The following is a 21,641-nucleotide window of genomic DNA, read 5'->3' as shown; positions in this document are numbered from 1 at the left end:
CTCCGATATCATCGCTATTTTGAGAAGCAATCAATACCTCGTGGTTTATGCAGGCAACGCATCTGAAAAGACGAAAGAAAATATTCGAGATAATTAGGCCTTTCCCATCCTCCACGCATGAAAAAATGACGCTGCATGGCGGCGAGATAGCAGATGAAACAGTTATCATAAACTACCGTCCGAATGGTGATAAACGAAGGAAGATCCATTCCTTTTATTTCAAGTCCTTTGCAAAGGACGGATTTCACTTGGAAAAGGTAGAAGAAAGGCTGACTATTGCCTGTTCCGTTTTTGCAGATAGACGAGCAGGAGCGCCATATCCGCCGGAGTAATGCCGGGAATGCGGGAAGCCTGTCCTATGGTGGCGGGGCGTATCTTGCCCAGCTTGATAACGGCTTCCTTTTTTAAAGCGTGGACGGATTCGTAATTGATACCGTCAGGGATGCTTTTTTCCTCCATCCGCACGATTTTTTCCGCTTGTTTTTTTTGTCTTTCAATGTGGCCCTCATACTGGATGTCCGTAGCTATGGCATCCCAATGTTCCACGTGGAACATTTTTTTCATGTCTTCCGGCAGCATGGACCAGTCGTTTCCGGGGCGTTTGAGCCAGATGGAGACGGGAACGCCTTCATATTTCATTGCCGCCGCCTGCTTTATTCCCTCTTCAATGGCCTTCCGCCTGTTTTCCGTTTCCATGAACAGATCATGGGTGATGAGACCGTTTTCAAACGCCAGGGGAGCCAGCCTCAAGTCTGCGTTATCCTGCCGCAGCAGCAGCCTGAATTCCGCCCGGCTGGTGAACATGCGGTATGGTTCGTCCGTTCCTTTGGTAACCAGGTCGTCAATCATGACTCCTATATAAGCCTGGTCCCTCCGGAGAACCAGCGGAGGCTTTCCGAGAACTTTCAGGGCGGCGTTCGTTCCCGCCATCAGGCCCTGTGCCGCGGCTTCCTCATATCCGGAAGTTCCATTGATCTGTCCGGCAAAATACAGGTTCTCCACGAGCTTGGTTTCCAGGGTGGGATGAAGCTGGGTGGGTGGGCAGAAGTCGTATTCCACCGCATACCCCGGGCGTATCAACTGGGCATTTTCCAAACCGGGAATAGTGCGGATGAATTCGCATTGGGCGGAGTAGGGCAGGGAGGTGGACACGCCGTTGAGGTAGAATTCCTCCGTGCTGCGCCCTTCCGGTTCCAGAAAAACCTGATGGCTCGTTTTTTCTGCAAACCGCACGATTTTGTCTTCAATGGAAGGGCAGTAGCGGGGCCCTATCCCTTCAATGATACCGCTGTACAGGGGGCTGAATTTCAGATTATCCCGGATGATATCGTGCGTGGTCTGGTTGGTGTACGTGATCCAGCAGGGCATCTGCTCCATCCGAAAATCTTCGTCTCCCCACGTGTTCAGTGTGCAATAGGGTTCGGAAGAACGCTTCAGCAGATTGCGTGAGCGGTAGCTGAACAGGGCAGGAGGAGTGTCCCCTGGCTGAAGTTCGCAGACGGAAAAATCAATGGACCTGCCGTTGATGCGGGGAGAAGTGCCTGTTTTCAGCCGTTCCACCTGAAAGCCCAAATCCGCCAGGTCGGAGGAAAGCGTGGATGGCGCACAGCCCATGCGGCCGCCCGTGACGTGCTGCAGTCCTACGTGCAGCAGGCCTTTCATGAAGGTGCCGGAACAAATGACCACGCTGCGTGCATGAATGGTGTAGTCCAGGGAAGTGACGGCGCCCGCGGCCTGCTGTTCTCCATTGACCAGCAGTTTGACAACGTCTCCCTGGAACAGCCGTACGCCGGGAGCGGTTTCCAGCACTCTTTTCATGCGCGTGCGGTAGGCGGTCTTGTCGCATTGGGCGCGCGGTGCGCGGACGCTGGGGCCCTTGGAAGCGTTCAGCATCCGGAATTGAATGGCGGTGGCATCCGTGTTCAGGCCCATGGCGCCCCCCAGAGCATCTATTTCCCGGACAATATGCCCCTTGGCAAGGCCGCCGATGGCCGGGTTGCAGGACATTTGGCCGATGGTATCCAGATTATGGGTAAGAACGGCTACGGAACAGCCCATGCGGGAAGCGGCCAAAGCCGCTTCAATGCCCGCGTGTCCTGCGCCGACGACGAGAACGTCGAACACGGAAGATGCTTGGGTGGAGGAATTCATCAGGATGCTGAACAAATGGCAAGGCGGTGCAGAACCAGCCGCGGATCAAGAGAAGAGGAAACCAGGGCCTTGTCGGCCTTCATGCACTCCTTCAGAGTCTGTTTCAGTCGCTCCGTCTTGAATTTGGCGGCGTTTTGGGCCGCCAGGAAAAGCGGGTAGGCATTCGGGGTGCCGTCCTTCTTCAAGGGAATCAGCGCGGATGCATAGGAGGGCAGGGAGGAAATTCTGGCGGTGAAATCCTTGAAATTGGTAGGCTTCAGATTGAAGGCATCGCACAAAAGCTTGGCGGCCAGCAAATTTCTAAGCGTCGGAATAAATGCGGCACGCATGATGGTGACGGCATTTTCTCCGCGTTCCAGTTGAAAATCGATCAGGGAAATGGCCGTGTCGCTCTTCTTGTTTTCCAGCGCCCGTGAAATTTCGAAAATTACCCCCGTGCGGGTGAGCGGAACCATTCTTTCCACGTCCTCCGGCATGACTGTCCGCCGTTCCGCCCCCAGGAAAAGATCCAGCTTTTCAATTTCGGAAATAATCTGACGGGAAGACTCGCTGACGCGGTGGATGAACAGTTCCAGTGCGGAAGGGTCGAAGGCCATCCCTCTTGCGGCCGCCTCCTTGTTTACCAGGGGCATCAGGCTGCCTTCCCAGCCGGCCTTGGTAATGTCCGGCTTGTTCAACTCCGCCGCGGCGGAATGCTGGAGCAGGAATTTATTGAAGGAGCGGCGCTTGTCGAATTCGGAAGCGGAAACAACCAGGATGACGTCCGGACCCAGCCCGGCTTCCAGCAATTGCCTCAGGGAATCCAGGGCCGCTTCCGTGACAGAGGACCTGCCGGTGACGGAATCCCCCAGGAAGTTGCAATTCTTCATCCAGACCACTTTGCGGCCGGGGAAAAAAGGCAGTGTGCGCAGGGCCTCCATGACCTGGCGGACAATTTGGGCCGCTTCATCGGAATCTCCGCAGCCCGCTTCCAGGATTTCATGGGAAAACTCATTCGTCCCTTCCGTCAGGGCGGCAAAAACGCCGGAAGCCTTTTCACGCACCATCCCTTCATCCGTGCCGAAAACGAGATGAATGGCCTGTTGTTCTGGAATGAAACTGCCCATAAAACGTGCCCGTTCATACCACAAAATCCGGTTTTTTGAAAGACGTATTTGTCATTAGAAAGTTTTTTCATTTGAAGAAGATAAGCTTAAATAGTATCAATGGGAAAGGAATGAGGGACATAATCCGGAGTTTTTCCGTTCCTTTCCTTCCCATACCCTTGTGATCAAGCCGAAAACCGTTTGATCATCACCACGGCAGGGCATTTTCATGAGATCGAACATCTGGACACGGACTCTACTTGTCATCATGATGACGGTTATGATGACCGTTGTCGCCGTGGCTTATTGGAGGTGGGACAGCCGCGTCACGGAAAGGAACATTTCCTTCCGGTCGGAAGTATTCACCACCGCCCAGGAATCCGAATTGAAGGATACGGACATTCCCACTCTCCATCAGCTCAATGAGGAATACTCAAAAGTGGCGCAGCTCGTGGAGCGGGTGCTGGTCAGCATAGACACTACGGGCGTGACCAATGTCACCCAGCCTTCGGAAGACGGCCAGTCCGTCATTGAAAAAAGGCTGGCGGTGCACGGTCTGGGTTCCGGAGTCATCGTCACCAAGGAAGGGCACATCATCACCGCCTACCATGTCATCCAGAACAAGCATGCCCTGCGGGTCACCCTGAGCGACGGAAGGAGCGTCTCCGTGCATCTGGTAGGCGTGGACCCGGAACTGGACATCGCCGTGCTGAAGGTGGACAAACCGGACAACCAGACGACCTTCAATCCTCTTCCCTTCGGCAACAGCGACAAGGTGGCTCCCGGCATGATCGTTCTGGCCTGCGGCAATCCCTACGGACTGGGCACGACGGTTTCACGCGGCATCATCAGCGCCCGGGAACGCAAGCTGATGGATTCCGGCCTGGACCTGATCCAGACGGATGCCAGCATCTTTCCAGGCAATTCCGGAGGGCCCCTCATCAACATCCGCGGGGAAATCATTGGTATCAACAAATCGATACTGCCCAATACGGAAAAAAGTTATGCGGGCATCGGCTTCGCCATTCCTTCCAATCTCGTCCAGCACTCTTTCCAGCAAATCTGCGTGCATGGGCGTCCCATGAGGGGGTACCTGGGACTGGACATCGTGCCCAATACGCCTCCCCTCCGCAGTTTTCTGGACTACCATGAGGCCACGGGCGCTGTCGTGAACATGGTCAAGTCCGGATCTCCCGCCGAACAGGCTGGTCTCCGGACGGGAGACGTGATGCTCAATTTCAATGAAGTCCCCATTCTGAACGTCCAGGACGTGCTTGACCGCATAGAAAACCTCTCCATCGGCGACAAATTCCGGCTGAAAATCTGGAGGAAGGGACAAAAAATGAACCTTACCCTGAAAGTTGGGGACAGCATTCTGCAGAATGCTCCATCGCCGTGGGCGGACTTCATGGACGGCGTAGGAATGCACTTGCGGGAACTCACCGCGGAAGAACAATCCATCGGCGCACGGGGCCTGCTGGTCATTCAGGTGAACCCGAAAAAATCCGTGGGGCAGATCCTCCAGACGGGAGACATGGTCTTTGCCGTGAACCACCAGAGCGTCAGCACCATGGAAGCACTGGTCAAAGCGCTGCGGGAGGGGCCCGCCCTGCTGACCGTTTCCCGTGACGGACAGCAGTTCAACGTGAAGGTGGATGCCCGCCCGGTTTCGGAAAAAACCCTGCTTCCCCGCATTCCCACGGCTACGAAAAGCAATGCCATTCTGCCGAGGGAACTTTGAATTCCGCCGCCGCAGTTTCCTGCGGAGCGCTTCCTCTTCCGCCGCATTTTGCGGCATTCCCCGGCACAGGCTTGACTGCCAGATAAAAACGCATATAATATATCACCTTTAAGAAATTAAACTTATGACTCGTCATACCATCTCCGTACTTGTTGAAAACAAATTCGGCGTGCTTGCCCGCATTGCCGGTTTGTTCAGTGGACGGGGCTACAATATTCATTCGTTGAACGTTGCCCCTAGCCAGGACCCGCGCTTTTCACGGATGACCATCGTCGTACGTGAAAAGGAAGACGTCCTGGACCAGATCATCAAGCACCTGGAAAAACTCGTCAACACGGTGGAAGTGGTGGATTTCCGCAACACGGACAACGTGTACCGGGAGACGGTATTGACCCGCATCGGCGTGGATTCCGCCACGCGGCATGAAGTCATTGAATTCTGCCAGATTCTGGGCGCCTCCATTGTGGACGTCACCAAAGACGCCCTGACCATCGAGGTTACGGGCGGCGAACACAAGATCGACCGTTTTCTGTCCCTTATTGAAGACTACAACGTGCAGATGCTGACGCGCAGCGGCCGCATCGCGCTTCCCAAACCCCGGCAGTAAGGAACCTTTCCGGCTTTTCCATCAAACCCTGCAGGACGGTCTTGCAGGGTTTTTTTCTCCCTTCCTTCCATGAACATCACTTATCCGGACCTTCCCATCTCCCGCCGCCGGGATGACATTCTGGCGGCCCTGCGGGAGCATCAGGTCATAGTAGTGGTCGGGGAAACGGGTTCCGGCAAAACCACCCAGCTTCCCAAAATGGCCATGGAACTTGCCGGAAACAGGCTGGGCAGGGTGGGCTGCACTCAGCCCAGAAGACTCGCCGCGGCTTCCGTCTCCCGCCGTGTGGCGGAAGAACTGGGCTGTGAACTGGGCGGCCTGGTGGGGTACCAGGTGCGGTTTGAAGAAAAGGCGGGACCGGATACGCGTTTGAAATTCATGACGGACGGCATCCTGCTGGCGGAAACTCAGCATGATCCGGACTTGCGCCAGTACCATACCCTGATCCTGGACGAGGCTCACGAACGCAGCCTGAACATCGACTTTCTGCTGGGGTATCTCAAGCTCCTGCTGGACAGGCGGCCGGACCTGAAGCTGGTGATCAGCTCCGCTACGCTGGATGCGGGGGGATTCTCCGAATTCTTCAACGGCGCCCCCATCGTGCAGGTGGAGGGGCGCACCTACCCGGTGGACCTGCACTATTTGCCGCCCCTGCATGAAGACGAGGAGCTGGCCGCCCATGTGGCGCGCGCCGTGGACTGGCTGGACACACTGGACGACCGCGGGGACGTGCTTGTCTTTCTTCCCGGCGAACGGGAAATACGGGAGGTGGCGGAAAAACTGGAAGGCCGCCGGTTGAGGAACACGCGCATCCTGCCCCTTTTTGCCAGGCTGGGCCTGGCGGACCAGCAAAGAATCTTCCATCCGGAACAGGGGTACAGACGCATTGTGCTTGCCACGAATGTGGCGGAAACGTCCCTGACCATTCCCGGCATCATTTACGTCATTGACTCCGGTCTGGCGCGTGTCAGCCGCTACAGCCCCGCGCGGCAGGTGCAGAGGCTCCAGGTAGAACCCGTCTCCAAGGCCAGCGCGCGCCAGCGTGCGGGACGCTGCGGACGCGTGTGCGAAGGCGTCTGCATACGCCTGTACAGTGAAGAGGACTGGGAAGACCGCCCCGACTTTACGGACCCGGAAATCAAGCGCAGCGCCTTGGCCGGAGCCCTGCTCAGGATGAAGGACCTGGGATTGCCGGAAATGCCGGAATTCCCGCTGCCGGACCCTCCTTCCTCCAAACTGGTGACGGAAGGCTACCGCACCCTGCGGGAAATAGGAGCCCTGGACAAGACCCGGCAGCTCACGCCCGTAGGTAAAAAACTGGCGCGCCTGCCCATTGATCCGCGGCTGGGCCGCATGCTGCTGGAAGCCCGGCATGAACAGGCCCTGCCTGAAATGCTTGTTATCGTGGCCGGCCTGGGCATCATGGACCCCCGTGAGCGTCCGTCGGACGCCGCCCAGAAGGCGGACCAGGCTCATGCGCAATGGAAGGACGAAGACAGCGACTTCCTGTCCCTGCTCAAGCTGTGGAAAGATGCGTGGCAATTCAGGGAAGGGCGGCGCTGGCGCAAAAACCAGCTCCGCAAATGGTGTGGAAAAAACTTCCTCAACTTCAACCGCATGATGGAATGGTTCAACCTGTGGGAGGACCTCTCCCGGCTGGTGAAGGAAACCTTGAGGTGTAACATATCCCCTCTGGAACAGGAAACGGACCGCCAGGCCTCCTTTGCCATGATCCACCGGAGCATTCTGGCCGGCGTGCCGCGCCAGTTCGGCCTCTGGGATGCGGACAGCCGGGAATACCGCGGCGCGGGAGGGCGTTCCTTCGGCATTTTTCCCGGCTCCGGCCTGTTCCGCCGCAAGAAGCGGAGCGAATGGGTCATGGGCGTGGAACTGGTGGACACCACCCGCCTGTGGATGCGCCGCGCCGCCCGGCTGGAACCGGAGTGGGTGGAGCAGGTTGCTCCCCATCTCTGTGAATCCCATTACTCCGGAGCGCGATGGGACAAGGAACAGGGTGCGGTTTACGCGATGGAGCGCGTGGTATGCGGCGGCCTGCGTATCATTGACAACAGGCGTGTTCATTATGGACGCATCAATCCCGCCCATGCGCGGGAAATCATGATCCGCGAAGGACTGCTCGGCGGCGGCTTCCGCACGAAGCCCGCCTGCATCCGGCATTTGGAATCGCTCCGCGAGGAAGTGCGGCAGATAGAACTCAAATTGCGCCGTCCGGACCAGGTCTGGTGCGAGGAAGGCGTTTTTCAATTCTTCAACGGCCTTGTTCCGGAGGACTGCTGCACGGCCAGGGCATTTCTGCGCTGGGCTTCCGGCATGGAAAAAAAGAACCCGGAATCCCTGCATGTTCCGGCGGAGGAAGCCATGTATGAATTCTGGGGCAGGGACCTGCTGGGCGGTTTCCCGGACGAGGTTTCCTGCAACGGGGCGGAATACCCCGTGTATTACCAGAACGACCCCGGAGCGGAAGACGATGGCGTGACCCTGGGGGTCCACATCGACCAGCTTCCGGACGTACCGGAATGGCTTCCGGAATGGGGCGTGCCGGGCCATCTGGCCCAGCGGGCGGAATGCCTGCTGCGCACCTTGCCAAAGGACCTGCGCGTTTTCCTCCAGCCCATCAGTCAGAAAGCCGCCTACTTTGCGGAACTGCGCCACGGCATGGCGCCGGACGGCCCGCTTGCGCAAAAACTGGCGGAATTCGTGGAAGCGGAAACGGGGCGCTTTTGCGCTCCCTCCTTCTTTGACATGAAACGCCTGCCTGCGGAGCTGGTCACAAAAATATGGGTGTGTGATGACGAAGGAAAGGAACTCGCCCTTGGTACGGACATTGCGGAACTCAACACCCGCCTTGGCGGGAAACTTTCCCGCCGTTTTCGGGAAACGGCGGCGGACATCGTATCCGTTACCGGCATGAAGGAATGGACCTGCGGAAATTTGGAGCATACGGTGGATGTGGCGGGAAGACCCGGCTATGTGGCCCTGGTGGATGAAGGAACGTCCGTGGGAGTCCGCGTCTTTGAAGATGAATTGCGCGCCGCGGAATCCCACCGCGCCGGCTGCCTCCGTTTCATGCGCCTGCGGCAGACGGACCAGCTCAACCACCTGCGCAGGAAATTCCCGCTGAAGCTGGAAGGAAAGCTTTCCCTGCACATGCTTGGCAAAGACCCGTCCACCAACGCGGATGACCTGGTGGACGTCTCTGCGGAACTTGCGTGGGGGCGTCCCCTGCCGCGTACGGCGGAACAATTCGCCGCCGCGGAAATGAACCTCCGCCAGAACCTTTTTGATGCCGCCCGTACCGTGGCGGACGCATGGGAACTTGTCGCCTCCACGGAACATTCCGTGAGAGACTTTGAAACGGCGCAGCAGGGCATACGCCCCGCGGAACGCATCACGGCGGATTTCCGGCGTCAAATGGACTGGCTTCTTCGTCCCCGCTTCCTGTGGGTTCACGGTGCGGAACGCCTGCCGGACCTGAAGCGGTACATGCAGGGTATCGCGGAACGTATCAGGCGCATCGGCCAGCAGCCTCTGGCCAGGGAACTGGAACGCCTGGACCTCTTTGAACGCGTTTATCTCCCCTGGCATCGGGCTTTGCCGGAGCATGCGGACGATCTGCGCTGGATGCGGTACGGCTATCTGCTGGAGGAATACCGCCTCTCCGTATTCGCTCCCGCCATCCCCGTCAAGGGACGCGTCTCTGAAAAACGGCTGAATGCTGCTTTTGAAGCATTGTAAAGCTAGTGAATCCTTGTCTTTTCACTAAATTCACTGCGGGTTGGCCGGACAGGGGGGGCTTGCGCGGGTAATCTTGTTTTTTGATTTTTACCTGTGCCGTGATCAATTTCAACATGCCGGCTGAAAACCGCGCAAATCCTTCGGGCATGCACCCGGAGAAATGTACAGGGCGGTTTTTCGCCGCATGAATGGTGCCCGTGGACTCCCGCCGGAGGACTATTTACAGTCCCTTGGACAGCTGGGCGAATTCGATCAGGTTCGTTTCCTTGCCGAACAGCACGAGAATGTCGTGATCCTCGAACACGAGGTCCGGGGACGGGGTGCCGATCACGGGAATGCGCGGGATGGAAAGGATTTCACGGCGTCCCTGGGGCGTTTGGGCCTCACCGCGGCGTACGGTGAGCAGATTGAGGTGGTGTTCCGTGCGCAGGCCCACGTCGCGGAGCTGCTTGCCCACCCAGATGCGCGGCACGGCTATTTCCACAATGCTGTGGTTTTCATCCATGGGGGAAACGCGCAAGAATTCGGGGGATTCCAGCTGGCTGGCGAGCTGCTTGGACGCCACCCGGGACAGGTTGATGAGCGCATACACGTTCATCTGGCTCAGAATATGTTCGTGCACCGGGCTCATCACGCGTGCGTAAATGTAGCGCACGCCCATTTTCTGGAGGTGCGTCACGACAAGAAGGTTTTCTTCAAAACTGTCACCGATGGCCACAATCACGGCGGACTGGTCGTCCAGCTCCAGTTCCCGCAGGGCGGCCGGATTGGTGTAATCCGTCACCACGGCGTAAGTCACCAGGTCCTTGACCTGCTCCAATTCTTCATCGGAGGAGGCGACGGCCACCACTTCAATATTGCGGGCGGAAAGCTCTGTGCAGAGTTCCTGTCCAAACTGGCCCAGGCCGATAACGGTGTATCTCATAACGGTATGTTCAGGTTAGCGGGATTTTGACGGATGGATAGCGGTAATGCCGCGGGGTGGGAGTGCCGGCCAGGGCGATGAGGAAGGCGAAAAGCCCCACGCGGCCGGCGAGCATGTTGATGATAAGCAGATATTTGGAAGGGTCGCCCAGATGGGGCGTGATGCCCCGCGACACGCCTACCGTAGCAAAAGCGCTGCAATTTTCAAAGAAGATATCCAGGGAGCTCAGAGCCGGCTCCAGGCTGCAGATCAGAATGGTAAAACAGCCGATCCACGCGCAGGACACCACCACGGTGATCACGCATCGCGCTACGGTCCGCTGGTCGATGCGGCGCCGGAAAAACTCCACATGCTCCCTGCCCTGGAGAATACGCAGGATTTCAGCCCCCGCAATGGCGCAGGTGGTGGTGCGCATGCCCCCCGCGGTGCCTCCGGGGCTGCCGCCCACGACCATCAGCCCGCACATGATCAGGCTGGCGGCAGGCAGGTAGCGGCTGTAATCGCTGATGTTGAATCCGGCCGTGCGCGCCGTCACGCTGTCGAAGAGACAGTTCCAGAAATGCTGGGCCAGCGGTTCGGAGGCATGCGGGGCGGATACGGTGAAAATCGCCAGCGTCCCGCCCGCCAGAAGAATGCCGGTGGTGATCATCACCAGCCTGAAATAGGGAGTCCACTGCATGCGCAGGCGGCGGTGCCTAGCCGTAAAGCGGTTGACCAACCGGGCGTAAAGTTCCTTGTAAATGCCGAATCCCAAGCCGCCGCAGACAATCAGGGCCATGATAACCGCCTGCCCGGTGTGGCACAGGCGGATGCCCGGTTCCATCAAATTCATCGGGAACGTGGAAAAACCCGCGTTGCAGAAGGCGGAAACGGAATGGAAAAGGGAATGCCACCACAGCGGTTCCCCCATCAGGTTGATGTCCTTCCCCTCCCAGGAAAAATAGAGCAGAATGGCCCCGCACAATTCGATAAACAGGGTGCTGGCGATGATGGTGGTGATGAAGGAAACCACGGAACCCAGGTTCCCCTCGTCCAGCAGGTCCGTCAGCAGCACGCGGTCGCGCAGGGAAAAGCCCTGGCCGGCCACCATGGCCACAAAATAGGCGAAAGTCATGATGCCGAACCCCCCGATCTGGATCAGCGCCAGTACGAACATTTCCCCCAGCGGCGTAAACACGTTGGCAAAATCGACCGCGTTCAGCCCCGTAACGCAAACGGCGCTGGTGCTGGTGAACAGGGCGTCCGTAAAGCCCAGTGTAATGCCGGGATAAGTGGAATTGGGAAGCAGGAGCAATCCGGTTCCGGCCAGAATGACTATTCCCAGGGAGGCTACGAACTGCATGGCCGGAGCCATCAGCGGCCTTCCGTGTTTCTGCTTGCGCAGCAGCCATTCAAAAATCCTGGTCAGGGACATCAAGGTGGGGATGGCGATCAGGCCCGCCGTGATGACCAGGCGGGACAGCTCCGTAAAACGCATGAAATTGTCTTCCTGCTGTTCCCGGGCGATCAGGGCGAAAATCAGCAGGCAGCTGACAATCTGGAAAACAAGCAGCCGCGGCCGCGGTCGGTTGATCTCTTTCCGGAAATAGGAACCCACGACGCCCGTCAAATGCCCGAAAGTAGCCACGGCGGCAATCAGGCGCGCCCATTCGTGTTCCGCACGCGTCAGGGGCCACCCCAGTTCCCAAATCACCGCTCCCAGAAGGATGGCGATGCAGATGGCTGCAAGTTTGGTAAATCCCGAGCGTGTGTTTGTCATGGGTGGAGATGCCTTGCGCGGAGTCTACCACTTGGGCACGGAAAGAAAAGTATTAAGCCGTCTGCCCTTCTTCCCCCAAATTTTTCCGCATATTTCCGGAGCATCCCGGAAATATGCCTTGAGGAGGAAAACCCGGCTTCCAGCAACATTCGGACCGGCCGGGGAATGCCGCAGAGGCTTGTGGCGTTTCATCAGGCATTAGAACCCATTCCCCGTTTTAATCTGCATGCAGGTAACGTCCGGAAGAAAAAAGGTCAGCTTCTGCGGCGCATGGCCAGCAGGACTGTAACGCCCAGAAGTCCCAGCAGGGCGGAAGAAGGTTCTGGAATGGAGAGTGTCACGATACCGGTGGAAGCGTTGTAATTCAGGATATTCCAATTGCTGGACGCATCGGCCATGGAAAAATCTTCCGCGGAGGACAACCCGTTCAGGGAACCTCCGGAAACATCCATTATCTTGAAGGACAGGGTACCGGCGGCATCCATGGTCCCGCTGACGTCCAGCGTCAGGCCGTTCAACAGGTTCAATGTGCCTCCCGTCATGATGATGGCGGCTAGTCCTTCGCCGCCGTCCACCAGGTTTCTTGATGAAAGTTCCACCGTGAAATTGCCCGCCGTCAGGCTGTCTCCCGTTCCCAGCGTCATGGAATTGCCGGCCAGAATCCGGGAACCGTCGGACAAGGCCAGCTGCCTCGTCAAATGCTGGTTGGCCCAGATGACCTGGTGGGCGATTTCCACCCGCGCGGCAGAGCTCCAATTCAGAACTTCCCCCCCGGCCAGGCGGATGGCGCTGGAAACGTCGTAGTGGTTCAAATCCAGCGTTCCCCCCGTGTAAACGGCGGCGGTTCCCGTACCTAGGGCATCCTTGTCTCCGAGCCGCAGGGTGCCTCCCTGGACCCGGGTGCCTCCCGTGTAGGTATTGGCGTGGGACAGCACCAGCGTATTGTCGGTGGTTTTGGACAGGGCCCCTTTTCCGGAAATCTCTCCGGCCAGGGTCAGGACACTTCCGGAAGAGTTGGTGGAGCTTCCGAAGGAGGAAACGGTGCCCTCTTCCAACATAAAATGATTGTTCCACGTATTGGCCGTCACGTTTTCCCAGCCGGCCAGGACCGTCGCCCCCTGAAGATGGATGGCGCCGGAACCCCAGCCGGAGGCCGCCGTTTGCGAATCCTTCCCGTTCATCGTGATTTCGACGCCCGGACCGATGGTCCAGTTTCCCGTGAAGGCGGCGGCGTTGGTATTGATGTAGGTATTAACATTAACGCTGGCTATCCCGGCCGGATCAGCCGCGAGGGTGGAGTTGCTGATGGAGACGTCCCCGCTTCCGGTGATGAAGGAAAGAACCTGGTTGCCGGCATTGCTGTTTCCTGCGCCGCTGCCCTGAATAGCGAGAGTGCTGCCGCCTGCGATGTTCCATGACTGGTTTCCCCGCAATTCCAGAACGGCGTCAATATTCAGATTCTTGCCGGCGGCAATGTCAATGCCGCCATTGCCGAGGATCAGGTGCCCGCCTTCCAGGGAAGGGGAGGCGCTGCCGTCCACGGCCACGCCCCGGATGGTAATGGTGTTCAAGTAGGTGTCTTCAATCCTGATGCCGTAAAGAACGGCATTGGTTCCGGCAGCTGTACTCACCATGTTGTCCTTGGCGGATGAAGCCACGTCCCATACGGCCACGCTGTCCACCGGAAGCTTGCCGTTCATCCAGGCGTCTGTGGAAGACAGGGCGGCATCGTAATTTCCGCTGCGTACGGTGCCCGTATCATAGCCGGCGAGCCTGGCCGCCTCATAGGCATACCGTGCTCCGATGGTAATTTGAGACTTCCCGTCGTAATGAACGCCCATGGCATCCCCTGAAGTGATTTTGGCGAGGTCCCGCGTTGGAACCCAGCCCATGTTGTCGTTGGCCTGGGCCAGGGCTTTCTGCTGGTCGCGCGTCGTTCCGGAGGAACCTTCACTGCCGTTGAAGCCGCCGGTGACATCTCCGGTTTCGGCATTCGTGACATTGGTTGTATACCACTGGGCCTGTTCTCCCAGGATGGCCTGGTGCTCCGTTAAGCCGGTGGTGTCCACGCCTGCGTGGCTGACGTCCGCCTGCAAATTGTCCAGAAACGTTAAAAAGGAATCGCCGACGTTGCTTGCATTGCCATTGGATTCTCCCTGCAGGTACATCACGCCCATGATTTCCACCTGGTCATAGTCGTAGGCCAGGGCATTCGCGCAAGCCTGCCGGACGGTTTCCACCATGGTATTGTACGCATTGGTTCCCTTGTTCCAGTAGGAATTGCCGCCTCCGTCCAGGGAAACCTTGACGATGCCCATCTCCGTGCTTCCGGATAAAGAGCCGCCCAGGGACCATCCCTTGCGTTCCATCATGGCCGTGAATCCGTACTCTGGCCCCATGCAGTTGTAATTGCTTTTCGCCGTTCCGCACACCTGCGGAACCACGGAACCCCAGGAAGAGGAAGCCGCAGGATTGTAATCCACAGAGTTGCCGGAATCCTTGTTGAAATTGTTGTGCCAGAATTTGATGCTCCCGTCGGACTTGTATTGTTCCAGCAATTCGGCGGATGCCGGGGAACCCTTGACCGCGCCCAGGGAATTGGACTGGCCCGTCAGGATGTATAATTGAAGCGTTTTGGCGTTCGCCGTGCCGATCAGGGCTGCTGCCAGGGGAATGTACAGCAGGCCGCGGCAAAAAGGAGACAGTTTCATGGCAGTTGTTTTCAGAAAAGTAAAAAATAAAAGCCGTTGGCGGTAAAACACGGCCAACGGCTCTCATGAAGAGAAAGACCTTGGCCTATTTCCTCCGGCGGCGCAGGCACAGCGCTCCAAGTCCCAGCAGACCCAGGGAGGCGGTGGCCGGTTCCGGAACGTTGATGATGGCTGCCAGATCGTCTTGCGTTGCCGCTCCTTCCCAGAAGCTGAGGCCGGATACCGTCGGGGAACATTGGTACCCGGGCAATGAACCCCAGCAGCCGATATACAGCGTATTCAGGAGCCCGGCTTGTGTTTTTCCATTCCAGTATATATTCTGGGTGGTTCCGTTCTGCGTGATAAATAAATTGTAGCTGCCGCCGGCCTGAACGGAGAGGGTCAGGGAGAAAGGATCGGTAAAATTAATGGCGTTGCTCAAAGCGCTGGTAGGACGGCTCCCACTGCTGCCATCGTTTGCGATTCCGATTTTATTTCCGGTTTCATAACGTCCCAGGATGGAATTGTTGCCTGTTCCCCCGATAGAAGCGCAAAAGATGGAATCCTGATTGTCAAGGCCGGTAGCTTTGGCAAAATTGATATTGACGGTATAACCGGAAGCTCCTGAAAGATTCAGGCTGGAAACGTCCAAACCGTTTTTCTTTGCATTCGTTGCGTTGGATGTCCAGGTTCCGTCATCGTTCCAGGTGGCGTCATTGAGCGTCCAGCTGAGGGCGGCAGTGCCCAGGTCGGAGACGGCGGTGCCGCTGCCTGGGGAAGTTTGGTCAAACCGGGAAAAGCCGGAAACCAGAGTTACGCTTGCCTGGACTCCCGAGACTCCAAGGAGCCCCATGGCCAGGATGAATAATGTTTTCTTCATATAATTAAATTGTTAGACAGGGAAAAGAACAGCGGGGTGAATCTGTAATTCCTTTAACGGATTGCGAATCCGGTTCTTCGATTTTTTCCGTTTTTAAGAGGACAACCCGCATCCATCCCCCGTAAAATCAGGGACGGGAGAGATTAAAAAAAAGACCAGTTATAGGAAAAGATCTTATTTTCAATGAATTAAAAATCGTATTTCTTTTATGGTCATATTTTTTTATTTGAACCGGATTCGCAATCCGCAAAACGAATTTGAGGATTGCACGGAATGTGGTGGAAAATTCTTTTTCAAGCGTCGCTATTTATTGAATTTCAATATTATGAAAAAGAGGGGGAAGAACGGGAAACGACTTGGAACGTCCGAAGACAGAGTGAACTGAGCGATGAAAAACGCATGCGGCAGGCCAAGCCGTATTTTAAGCTTTTCCTTTTGAGGAAGAGCTGGCTTGATAAGGGCGTGCTGGCAAAAAGAATCATTCCGTGTTTGGACGTAACAGACGGCAGGGTCGTCAAAGGGACCAACTTCGTCAATCTGAGGGATGCCGGGGATCCGGTGGAATGCGCCAGGGCCTACGATGCGCAGCAGGCGGACGAGCTTGTTTTTCTGGACATCACCGCTTCTTCCGACGGGCGCGCCACCATGGTGGACGTGGTACGCCGCACGGCGGCCTGCTGCTTCATGCCCCTGACGGTGGGCGGCGGCATCCGTTCCGTGGAGGACATGCGGGAAATGCTCCTGGCCGGGGCGGACAAGGTTTCCCTCAACACGGCGGCCATCAACCGTCCGGACTTGATCAACGAAGGGGCGGCGGCATTCGGCAGCCAGTGCATCGTCGTCGCGATTGACGCCAAAAGGCAGGCTCCCGGCAAATGGGGCGTTTCCACGCACGGCGGCCGGAAATTCGTGGGGCTGGATGCCGTGGAATGGGCCATGGAGGCGGAACGCCGCGGCGCGGGGGAAATCCTGCTCACCAGCATGGACGCGGACGGCGCCAAAACCGGGTATGATATTGAACTGACCCGTGCCGTCAGCGAGGCCGTGCGCATTCCCGTCATCGCCAGCGGCGGAGCGGGCAATCTGGACCACATGGTGGAAGTGCTTGCGGAAGGCAGGGCGGACGCCGTCCTGGCCGCCTCCATCTTCCATTTTGGAGAATACACGGTGCCGGAAGCCAAGGCCTACTTTTCCGCCAGGGGAATTCCCGTGCGGCCGATAGTGGAATAATGCAGATTTATTTCTTGAAAGTGAGGGTGATTTCATGACGTAATTGAAGCGATGCGCCTTTGTTTTCTTCCTCTGCTCTCTCTGATTGCGTTCACGCCCGCCGTTCATGCCCAGTCGCCGGACAGGCATCCTCTGTATGAACCCGCCCTGGCTTCCGCGGGAGCCGTCCGGGATGCGGGCAACCTGTTTGCCGGGGCCAAAGTGACCGCTTCCGGCCATTACGGCAATGACCGCCCTGAACTGGCGGTGGATGGCCGGTCGGCTGACGGAGACAAATACTGGGGATGTGAAAACCTGCCCGTCTGGCTCCAGGTGGACATGGGGCAGCCCCGTGTTCTGTCCTCCCTGCATGTATGGCCCTATTGGAAGGGCGGTCGCATATACAAGTATAAAATAGAAGGTTCCAGGGACGGCAAAAGCTGGGAAATGCTGGCGGACCAGTCCTCCAACAGCATTGCCGCCACGGCGGAGGGGGTGCCTTTCAAATTCAATCCGCGGACGGTCCGGTACGTCAAAATCACTTTTCTGGGCAACAGTGCAGGCAACGGCAAGGGAGGCCATCTGGTGGAAATCAAGGGCTATGGACCGGATGCCTCCCTGGAACTGAAAGCGGCAGCCGTAAAGGACTATGACCGTCTGCCCTACGGAGAAATGCCGAAGGCGGACATGCTCCAGGACGCGCTCCGCCTTTCCGGGTGGCGGGGAGAGCGGGCCGGCGGCCAGATTGCCGTCTGGTCATCCCAGCCGCAGCCGCAACTGGCCGTATCCTGCACGGGGGTCAAAAATGCGTCCGGACAGACTATTCCCGTCCGCGTCTCCATGGTGCGCTACACGAAGGCCGGAAACAGGCCCGTAGCGGATGTGATCGGCACGGAAAAGCGCTGTGACCTGCAGGCCGGCATCGTACGTCCCGCCTGGGTGGAAATCAATATTCCTGCGGCCGCAAGGCCGGGAATATACAAGGGCAACATTACCGTGACCTCTGAAAACAGTTCGGCCGTGAACGTGCCCGTGACGCTGGAAGTGGCGCCGGAACTGCTCCCGGCCCCAGCCAGTTGGCGGGTGCACCTGGACCTCTGGCAGCATCCGCAGGCCGTTGCTCGGTGGCACGATGTGGAGCCGTGGTCTCCGGAACATTTCGCCCTGATGAAGCCGGTGATGAAAAGGCTGGCGGAAGCCGGGCAGAAAGCCGTCACCTGTTCCCTGATTGACGAAGCCTGGAACGGCCAGACCTACGACTGGTGGCCGTCCATGATCGAATGGATCAAGGGAAGGGACGGTAAAATGCGTTATGACTACACTGGCTTTGACAAATGGGTTTCCTTCATGCTCAACGATGTAGGAATCAAGGAGCAGATCACCTGCTACACCATGATTCCGTGGTCCCTGAAAGTCCGCTATCTGGATGAAGCTTCCGGACAATACAAATTCCTGGAACTCAAGCCCGGCGACCCTTCGTACGAAGCCATTTGGGGGCCCTTCCTGACGGACTTCCGGAAACACGTCAAAAGCAGGGGATGGCTGAACAAAACCTGCATCGGGCTGGACGAACGGCCGGATGCCATGGTGAAGGCGGCCAAGGACGTGCTGGACAAATATGCCCCGGAATTCAAAATCGTTTCCGCCGTTAACCATCCTACCGCCATGACCCGGTACGTGTATGACGTCTCCCCCGTGATCGGCCATGCGGAGACGGTCATGGGAGACCTGCTGGCACAGCGTAAAAAACAGGGGAAAAAAACCACCTTCTATGTCTGCGTCACCCCCCAGAAGCCCAATACCTTCACCATGTCTCCGCTGGCGGAAGCCGAATGGCTTCCTCTCTTTGCCGCCGCCAACCATCTGGACGGCTTCCTGAGGTGGGCATACAACTCCTGGAACCGCAATCCGTTTGAGAAAACCGACTTCGGAAACTGGCCTGCGGGAGACTGTTACCTGGTTTATCCCGGCAACCTCAGTTCCCTGCGGTTTGAAAAGCTGCGCGACGGCCTGGAAGAATTTGAAAAAGTCAACATCCTGCGTTCCCGCGCCGCGAAAAGCCCGAAGGCGAAAGCCGCCGTGGCCCGCATGGACGAGGAACTGTCCAGACTCTTCACCGTGGAAAAGAGCCGGGGCAGCGCCCATGAAGACGACGTGCGCAAGGCCCGTGAAATCATCCGGAAGACGGCGGAAGCCACTAGATGATTTTACAGATTCCCTATTTCCCCCTCTTTATTGATAAAAATTCTGTCCTTGTCTTTCCGGTTACCGGAGACAACGGACAGAATTTTATTGCTCTTTTATCCCGGGAAAAGGGCAGCCTTGCAAATACTTTCCCGGTTCACCGTGCGGTCAATACGAATTCTGGGCAGGGATTCCCTATAATGATTCATTTGCTGAAGGAACCGGCCGCACTACGGTTCACCTTGGTACGCTCAAGGCATATGGGCCGTTTCAATCTGTTTCCGGGAGATCAATAAAACCGCTGCCAGGATGAAATCTTCCGGTTTTTTTGTAATCCAGGAAAATCTGGTGGCTGAACGCTTCTCGACAATGGCGCATTTCCGGATACAATCGTCATCGCTTTGATTATGCGGACAGGATTGTGTCCCGGATAACTCAAACTTGGTATGAATGTCTTGCTCACGGGAATATGTTTTTTATGTTGCTCCGCTTTCTTGTTAAAGGCGGCGGAGCCGCCTGTCTTTTCCCTTTCTTTTTCAGAGCTTCCCTCTTTTCTTCAGTGGAACATACGGAAACAGGTTTCCGGACAGGGAGACCTTATTGAATCCTGGACGGGCTGGAATCCTGCATTAAAGAATTCGGAAGGCCCCCACGGAGGTCTTGTTTTGATGCAGGAAATCGATCTTGTGGGGGACACGGGGAAAGAAAGAGTCTTCTTGTATCAAAGACCTGAAATAGCTGGAACCCCTCCACGGCAGGATGAACATGTGAGGTTCATCTGCAATGCGGATGGCTCCTATCTTTATACGGTTCCTTCCTTCTGTCTGCGCGGGGAGAAGACGGGCAGTGTTTTTCGAGGTGAAGATGCCTATTATTTTTGTCCTGACCGGCATGTTAACAGATACCGCTTCACCTACGGATGGAGGCAATGGGAACTAACGGGGCAGTATGCCCGGGTATTGGAATGGAGTGGCTGCGAAGAGGCCAATCCCAAAAACGGAACTCTTTGGAAAAGCGGCATGGAGCAAAAGGAAGGCATTTATGTAAATACGGGCGTTGTTGACGAAACATGCTCTCTTTCTCCAGGCAGCTCCCGGGTTCCTCTTTCGCGGAAACGCGAAGGTAAAGACCTGTTTGAAACGATAGTAAAGGAAAAGGCGGCATCATCTGCATTACCTGGACAGGAGAAATTAAAAGAAGACAAGCTTCTGGAAACAGTTTGGGTTGTTTCCCTCTTTGAGCTTCTTACGCAGGATATTCCCCATTGGAAATGCTTTAGGGAAGTTTCTTTAAAAGAGGCGCAAGAAAAGTGGAGGGAGATTTCCGTTCCTGTCATAGAGCAATCCCGGAAATGGAGCCAGAAAGAAGCCGTGCAGGCCATGAATGCGCTTCTGCACGTAAAAAATCTCCCGGGAGTAAAAACCTGTCCCTTGTTTCCACTTCCGGCTGGAACTGCATTTGTAGAAAGTCCAATGAAGCCGGAAGGGCCTGTGGACAGGAGGAAACCGTGAAAACAGGAATATTCTTTGTCTAGCGGGTTTGGTGGATGTCCATTTGCTGATAGGCCTTTCCCCAGCGGGACATGGAAGTCAGAATGGGATGCAGGCTGTAGCCCAGCTCCGTAAGTGTATATTCCACGCGAGGGGGTACCTCCGCATAAACCTTGCGGGTGAGCAGGCCGTCCTTTTCCATAGCCCGCAGATTGGCTGTCAGGACTTTCTGTGTTACGGGGCCGATGGATTTCCGGAGTTCTCCAAATCGTTTTGTTCCTTCCAGCAAATCCCGGATAATCAGGACTTTCCATCGGGAGGAAATCAGTTGGAGAGTCGTCTCGACGGGACATGGAGTCATTTTGCAAGTCATTGGTTTCAAACGATGGTTTCCTTTTGGTAACTAAAGCACAATTTTCTGCCTACTTTACAGATGGGATATTCAGGCCTACTGTAGGGAAGGTTTGCCGGACAGGCAAGCATGATAGGGAATAAATCACAAACACAGGAATAAAATGAAGCAAATGGAAAAAATAGCCGACGGTGAAAATTTCAGCGCGGCAAATGCTGGCAAATTCAATGAACTGGGGGATTATGTTCTGGAACTTTCTCCGGAAGTGAAAATTCCGGGCAAGGTATTCGGCGGGGGCGCCCTGCACGCAAGCGGAGGGGATTTTTCCTTCCAGCTTTTTCAGCCGGGCACGGAAACGGGATTCCTGCACACGCACAAGAATCATGAGGAACTCTACTTTTTCCTCAGCGGCAGGGGAGAATTCCAGGTGGACGGCACAGTTTTTCCCGTAGCTGAAGGCAGCGTTGTCCGCGTAGCGCCTCCGGGGAAGCGTTCCGTGCGCAATAATGGTACGGAGCCGCTTGTGATGCTCTGTGTGCAGTATCGCGGAAATACGTTTACGAGCGAGGATGCGCTGGACGGCGACATTCTTGATGAACCTGTGAAGTGGCAATAGCAGACTGCGGAGCGGTGCTTCCGCCAGGCAAATCACGGAAAGAATGCCGTTTCGGATTGTCCCGGAGCGGCGTTCCTTTTGGCTGTCAGCCGTTGGGAGGAAAAATAGGCCGGGATTCATGGCGGTTTTAAACTCATTTAGGTTTCATGAGGCGCCTGGCAAACAAGGGAAAGGCGGGATTATGAAAGCATCGTGC

The 21,641-nt window shown here is 56.6% G+C and carries 15 protein-coding genes; 8 read left to right on the top strand and 7 right to left on the bottom strand.

Going from position 1 to position 21,641, the window contains the following annotated elements:
- Window positions 1-273 precede the first annotated feature (273 nt).
- Together mnmG and holA are read right to left on the bottom strand one after the other, a co-directional pair.
- Window positions 274-2,151: a tRNA uridine-5-carboxymethylaminomethyl(34) synthesis enzyme MnmG gene (gene mnmG, locus HMPREF3039_RS04655; protein WP_067569658.1), complete on the bottom strand. Its 1,878-nt coding sequence runs from the start codon at window positions 2,149-2,151 to the stop codon at window positions 274-276.
- A complete protein-coding gene (holA, locus tag HMPREF3039_RS04650; RefSeq protein ID WP_067951962.1) occupies window positions 2,151-3,257 on the bottom strand; it encodes a DNA polymerase III subunit delta in 1,107 nt (368 codons plus the stop codon). The genes mnmG and holA overlap by 1 nt, the downstream gene beginning before the upstream one ends.
- Before the next feature lie 259 nt (window positions 3,258-3,516).
- Between holA and HMPREF3039_RS04645 the strand changes: the two genes are divergently transcribed.
- The 3 genes from HMPREF3039_RS04645 to hrpA all read left to right on the top strand — a co-directional run bounded on the left by HMPREF3039_RS04645 (window position 3,517) and on the right by hrpA (window position 9,340).
- Window positions 3,517-4,977, top strand: a complete 1,461-nt coding sequence (locus HMPREF3039_RS04645) for a trypsin-like peptidase domain-containing protein (RefSeq protein ID WP_167506777.1) — start codon at window positions 3,517-3,519, stop codon at window positions 4,975-4,977.
- Window positions 4,978-5,101: 124 nt separating this feature from the next.
- Entirely contained in the window at window positions 5,102-5,584 is a 483-nt protein-coding gene (gene ilvN, locus HMPREF3039_RS04640) for an acetolactate synthase small subunit (RefSeq protein WP_067569564.1), read from the top strand.
- Between the two features lie 69 nt (window positions 5,585-5,653).
- Window positions 5,654-9,340 carry an ATP-dependent RNA helicase HrpA gene (gene hrpA / locus HMPREF3039_RS04635; RefSeq protein ID WP_067569561.1) on the top strand — a complete coding sequence of 1,229 codons (3,687 nt, stop codon included), beginning with the start codon at window positions 5,654-5,656 and terminating at the stop codon, window positions 9,338-9,340.
- A gap of 220 nt (window positions 9,341-9,560) precedes the next feature.
- On the opposite strand, the gene HMPREF3039_RS04630 is transcribed toward hrpA, so the two are convergent.
- From HMPREF3039_RS04630 to HMPREF3039_RS04615, 4 genes are all read right to left on the bottom strand, one after another.
- Window positions 9,561-10,265, bottom strand: coding sequence for a potassium channel family protein (locus HMPREF3039_RS04630; protein WP_067569558.1), 705 nt, complete (start codon window positions 10,263-10,265; stop codon window positions 9,561-9,563).
- Window positions 10,266-10,275: 10 nt separating this feature from the next.
- Window positions 10,276-12,024, bottom strand: coding sequence for a TrkH family potassium uptake protein (locus HMPREF3039_RS04625; protein WP_067951960.1), 1,749 nt, complete (start codon window positions 12,022-12,024; stop codon window positions 10,276-10,278).
- A 254-nt stretch (window positions 12,025-12,278) separates the two neighbouring features.
- Window positions 12,279-14,735 (bottom strand): sialate O-acetylesterase, encoded by a 2,457-nt coding sequence (locus tag HMPREF3039_RS04620; protein ID WP_067982418.1) that lies wholly within the window; start codon window positions 14,733-14,735, stop codon window positions 12,279-12,281.
- Between the two features lie 85 nt (window positions 14,736-14,820).
- Complete coding sequence (locus HMPREF3039_RS04615; protein WP_067569552.1) at window positions 14,821-15,594, bottom strand: PEP-CTERM sorting domain-containing protein; 774 nt, start codon at window positions 15,592-15,594, stop codon at window positions 14,821-14,823.
- A gap of 462 nt (window positions 15,595-16,056) precedes the next feature.
- On the opposite strand from HMPREF3039_RS04615, the gene hisF reads away from it, so the two are divergent.
- The 4 genes from hisF to HMPREF3039_RS04600 all read left to right on the top strand — a co-directional run bounded on the left by hisF (window position 16,057) and on the right by HMPREF3039_RS04600 (window position 20,498).
- The gene (gene hisF, locus HMPREF3039_RS04610) at window positions 16,057-16,824 is read left to right on the top strand and encodes an imidazole glycerol phosphate synthase subunit HisF (protein WP_067569652.1); all 768 of its coding nucleotides are present in this window, start codon (window positions 16,057-16,059) and stop codon (window positions 16,822-16,824) included.
- 51 nt (window positions 16,825-16,875) lie between these two features.
- On the top strand, window positions 16,876-19,008 hold the full coding sequence (locus HMPREF3039_RS04605; protein WP_067569549.1) for a glycoside hydrolase domain-containing protein: 2,133 nt from the start codon (window positions 16,876-16,878) through the stop codon (window positions 19,006-19,008).
- Window positions 19,005-19,283 carry a hypothetical protein gene (locus HMPREF3039_RS14325; RefSeq protein ID WP_067982411.1) on the top strand — a complete coding sequence of 93 codons (279 nt, stop codon included), beginning with the start codon at window positions 19,005-19,007 and terminating at the stop codon, window positions 19,281-19,283. The genes HMPREF3039_RS04605 and HMPREF3039_RS14325 overlap by 4 nt, the downstream gene beginning before the upstream one ends.
- Before the next feature lie 150 nt (window positions 19,284-19,433).
- Complete coding sequence (locus HMPREF3039_RS04600; RefSeq protein ID WP_147549937.1) at window positions 19,434-20,498, top strand: hypothetical protein; 1,065 nt, start codon at window positions 19,434-19,436, stop codon at window positions 20,496-20,498.
- A 19-nt stretch (window positions 20,499-20,517) separates the two neighbouring features.
- Here HMPREF3039_RS04600 and HMPREF3039_RS04595 read toward each other — a convergent pair whose 3' ends face one another.
- Window positions 20,518-20,850, bottom strand: a complete 333-nt coding sequence (locus tag HMPREF3039_RS04595) for a winged helix-turn-helix transcriptional regulator (RefSeq protein ID WP_067569543.1) — start codon at window positions 20,848-20,850, stop codon at window positions 20,518-20,520.
- Between the two features lie 142 nt (window positions 20,851-20,992).
- Here HMPREF3039_RS04595 and HMPREF3039_RS04590 point away from each other — a divergent pair, with 142 nt between their 5' ends.
- Complete coding sequence (locus HMPREF3039_RS04590; RefSeq protein WP_067569540.1) at window positions 20,993-21,445, top strand: cupin domain-containing protein; 453 nt, start codon at window positions 20,993-20,995, stop codon at window positions 21,443-21,445.
- The last annotated feature ends 196 nt before the right edge of the window (window positions 21,446-21,641 follow it).

Origin of the sequence: Akkermansia sp. KLE1798, assembly GCF_001580195.1 — a bacterium.
GTDB classification, from domain to species: Bacteria; Verrucomicrobiota; Verrucomicrobiia; order Verrucomicrobiales; family Akkermansiaceae; genus Akkermansia; species Akkermansia biwaensis.
The sequence above is the reverse complement of the archived record's forward strand: the minus strand, read 5'-3'. Positions and strand labels throughout refer to the sequence as shown.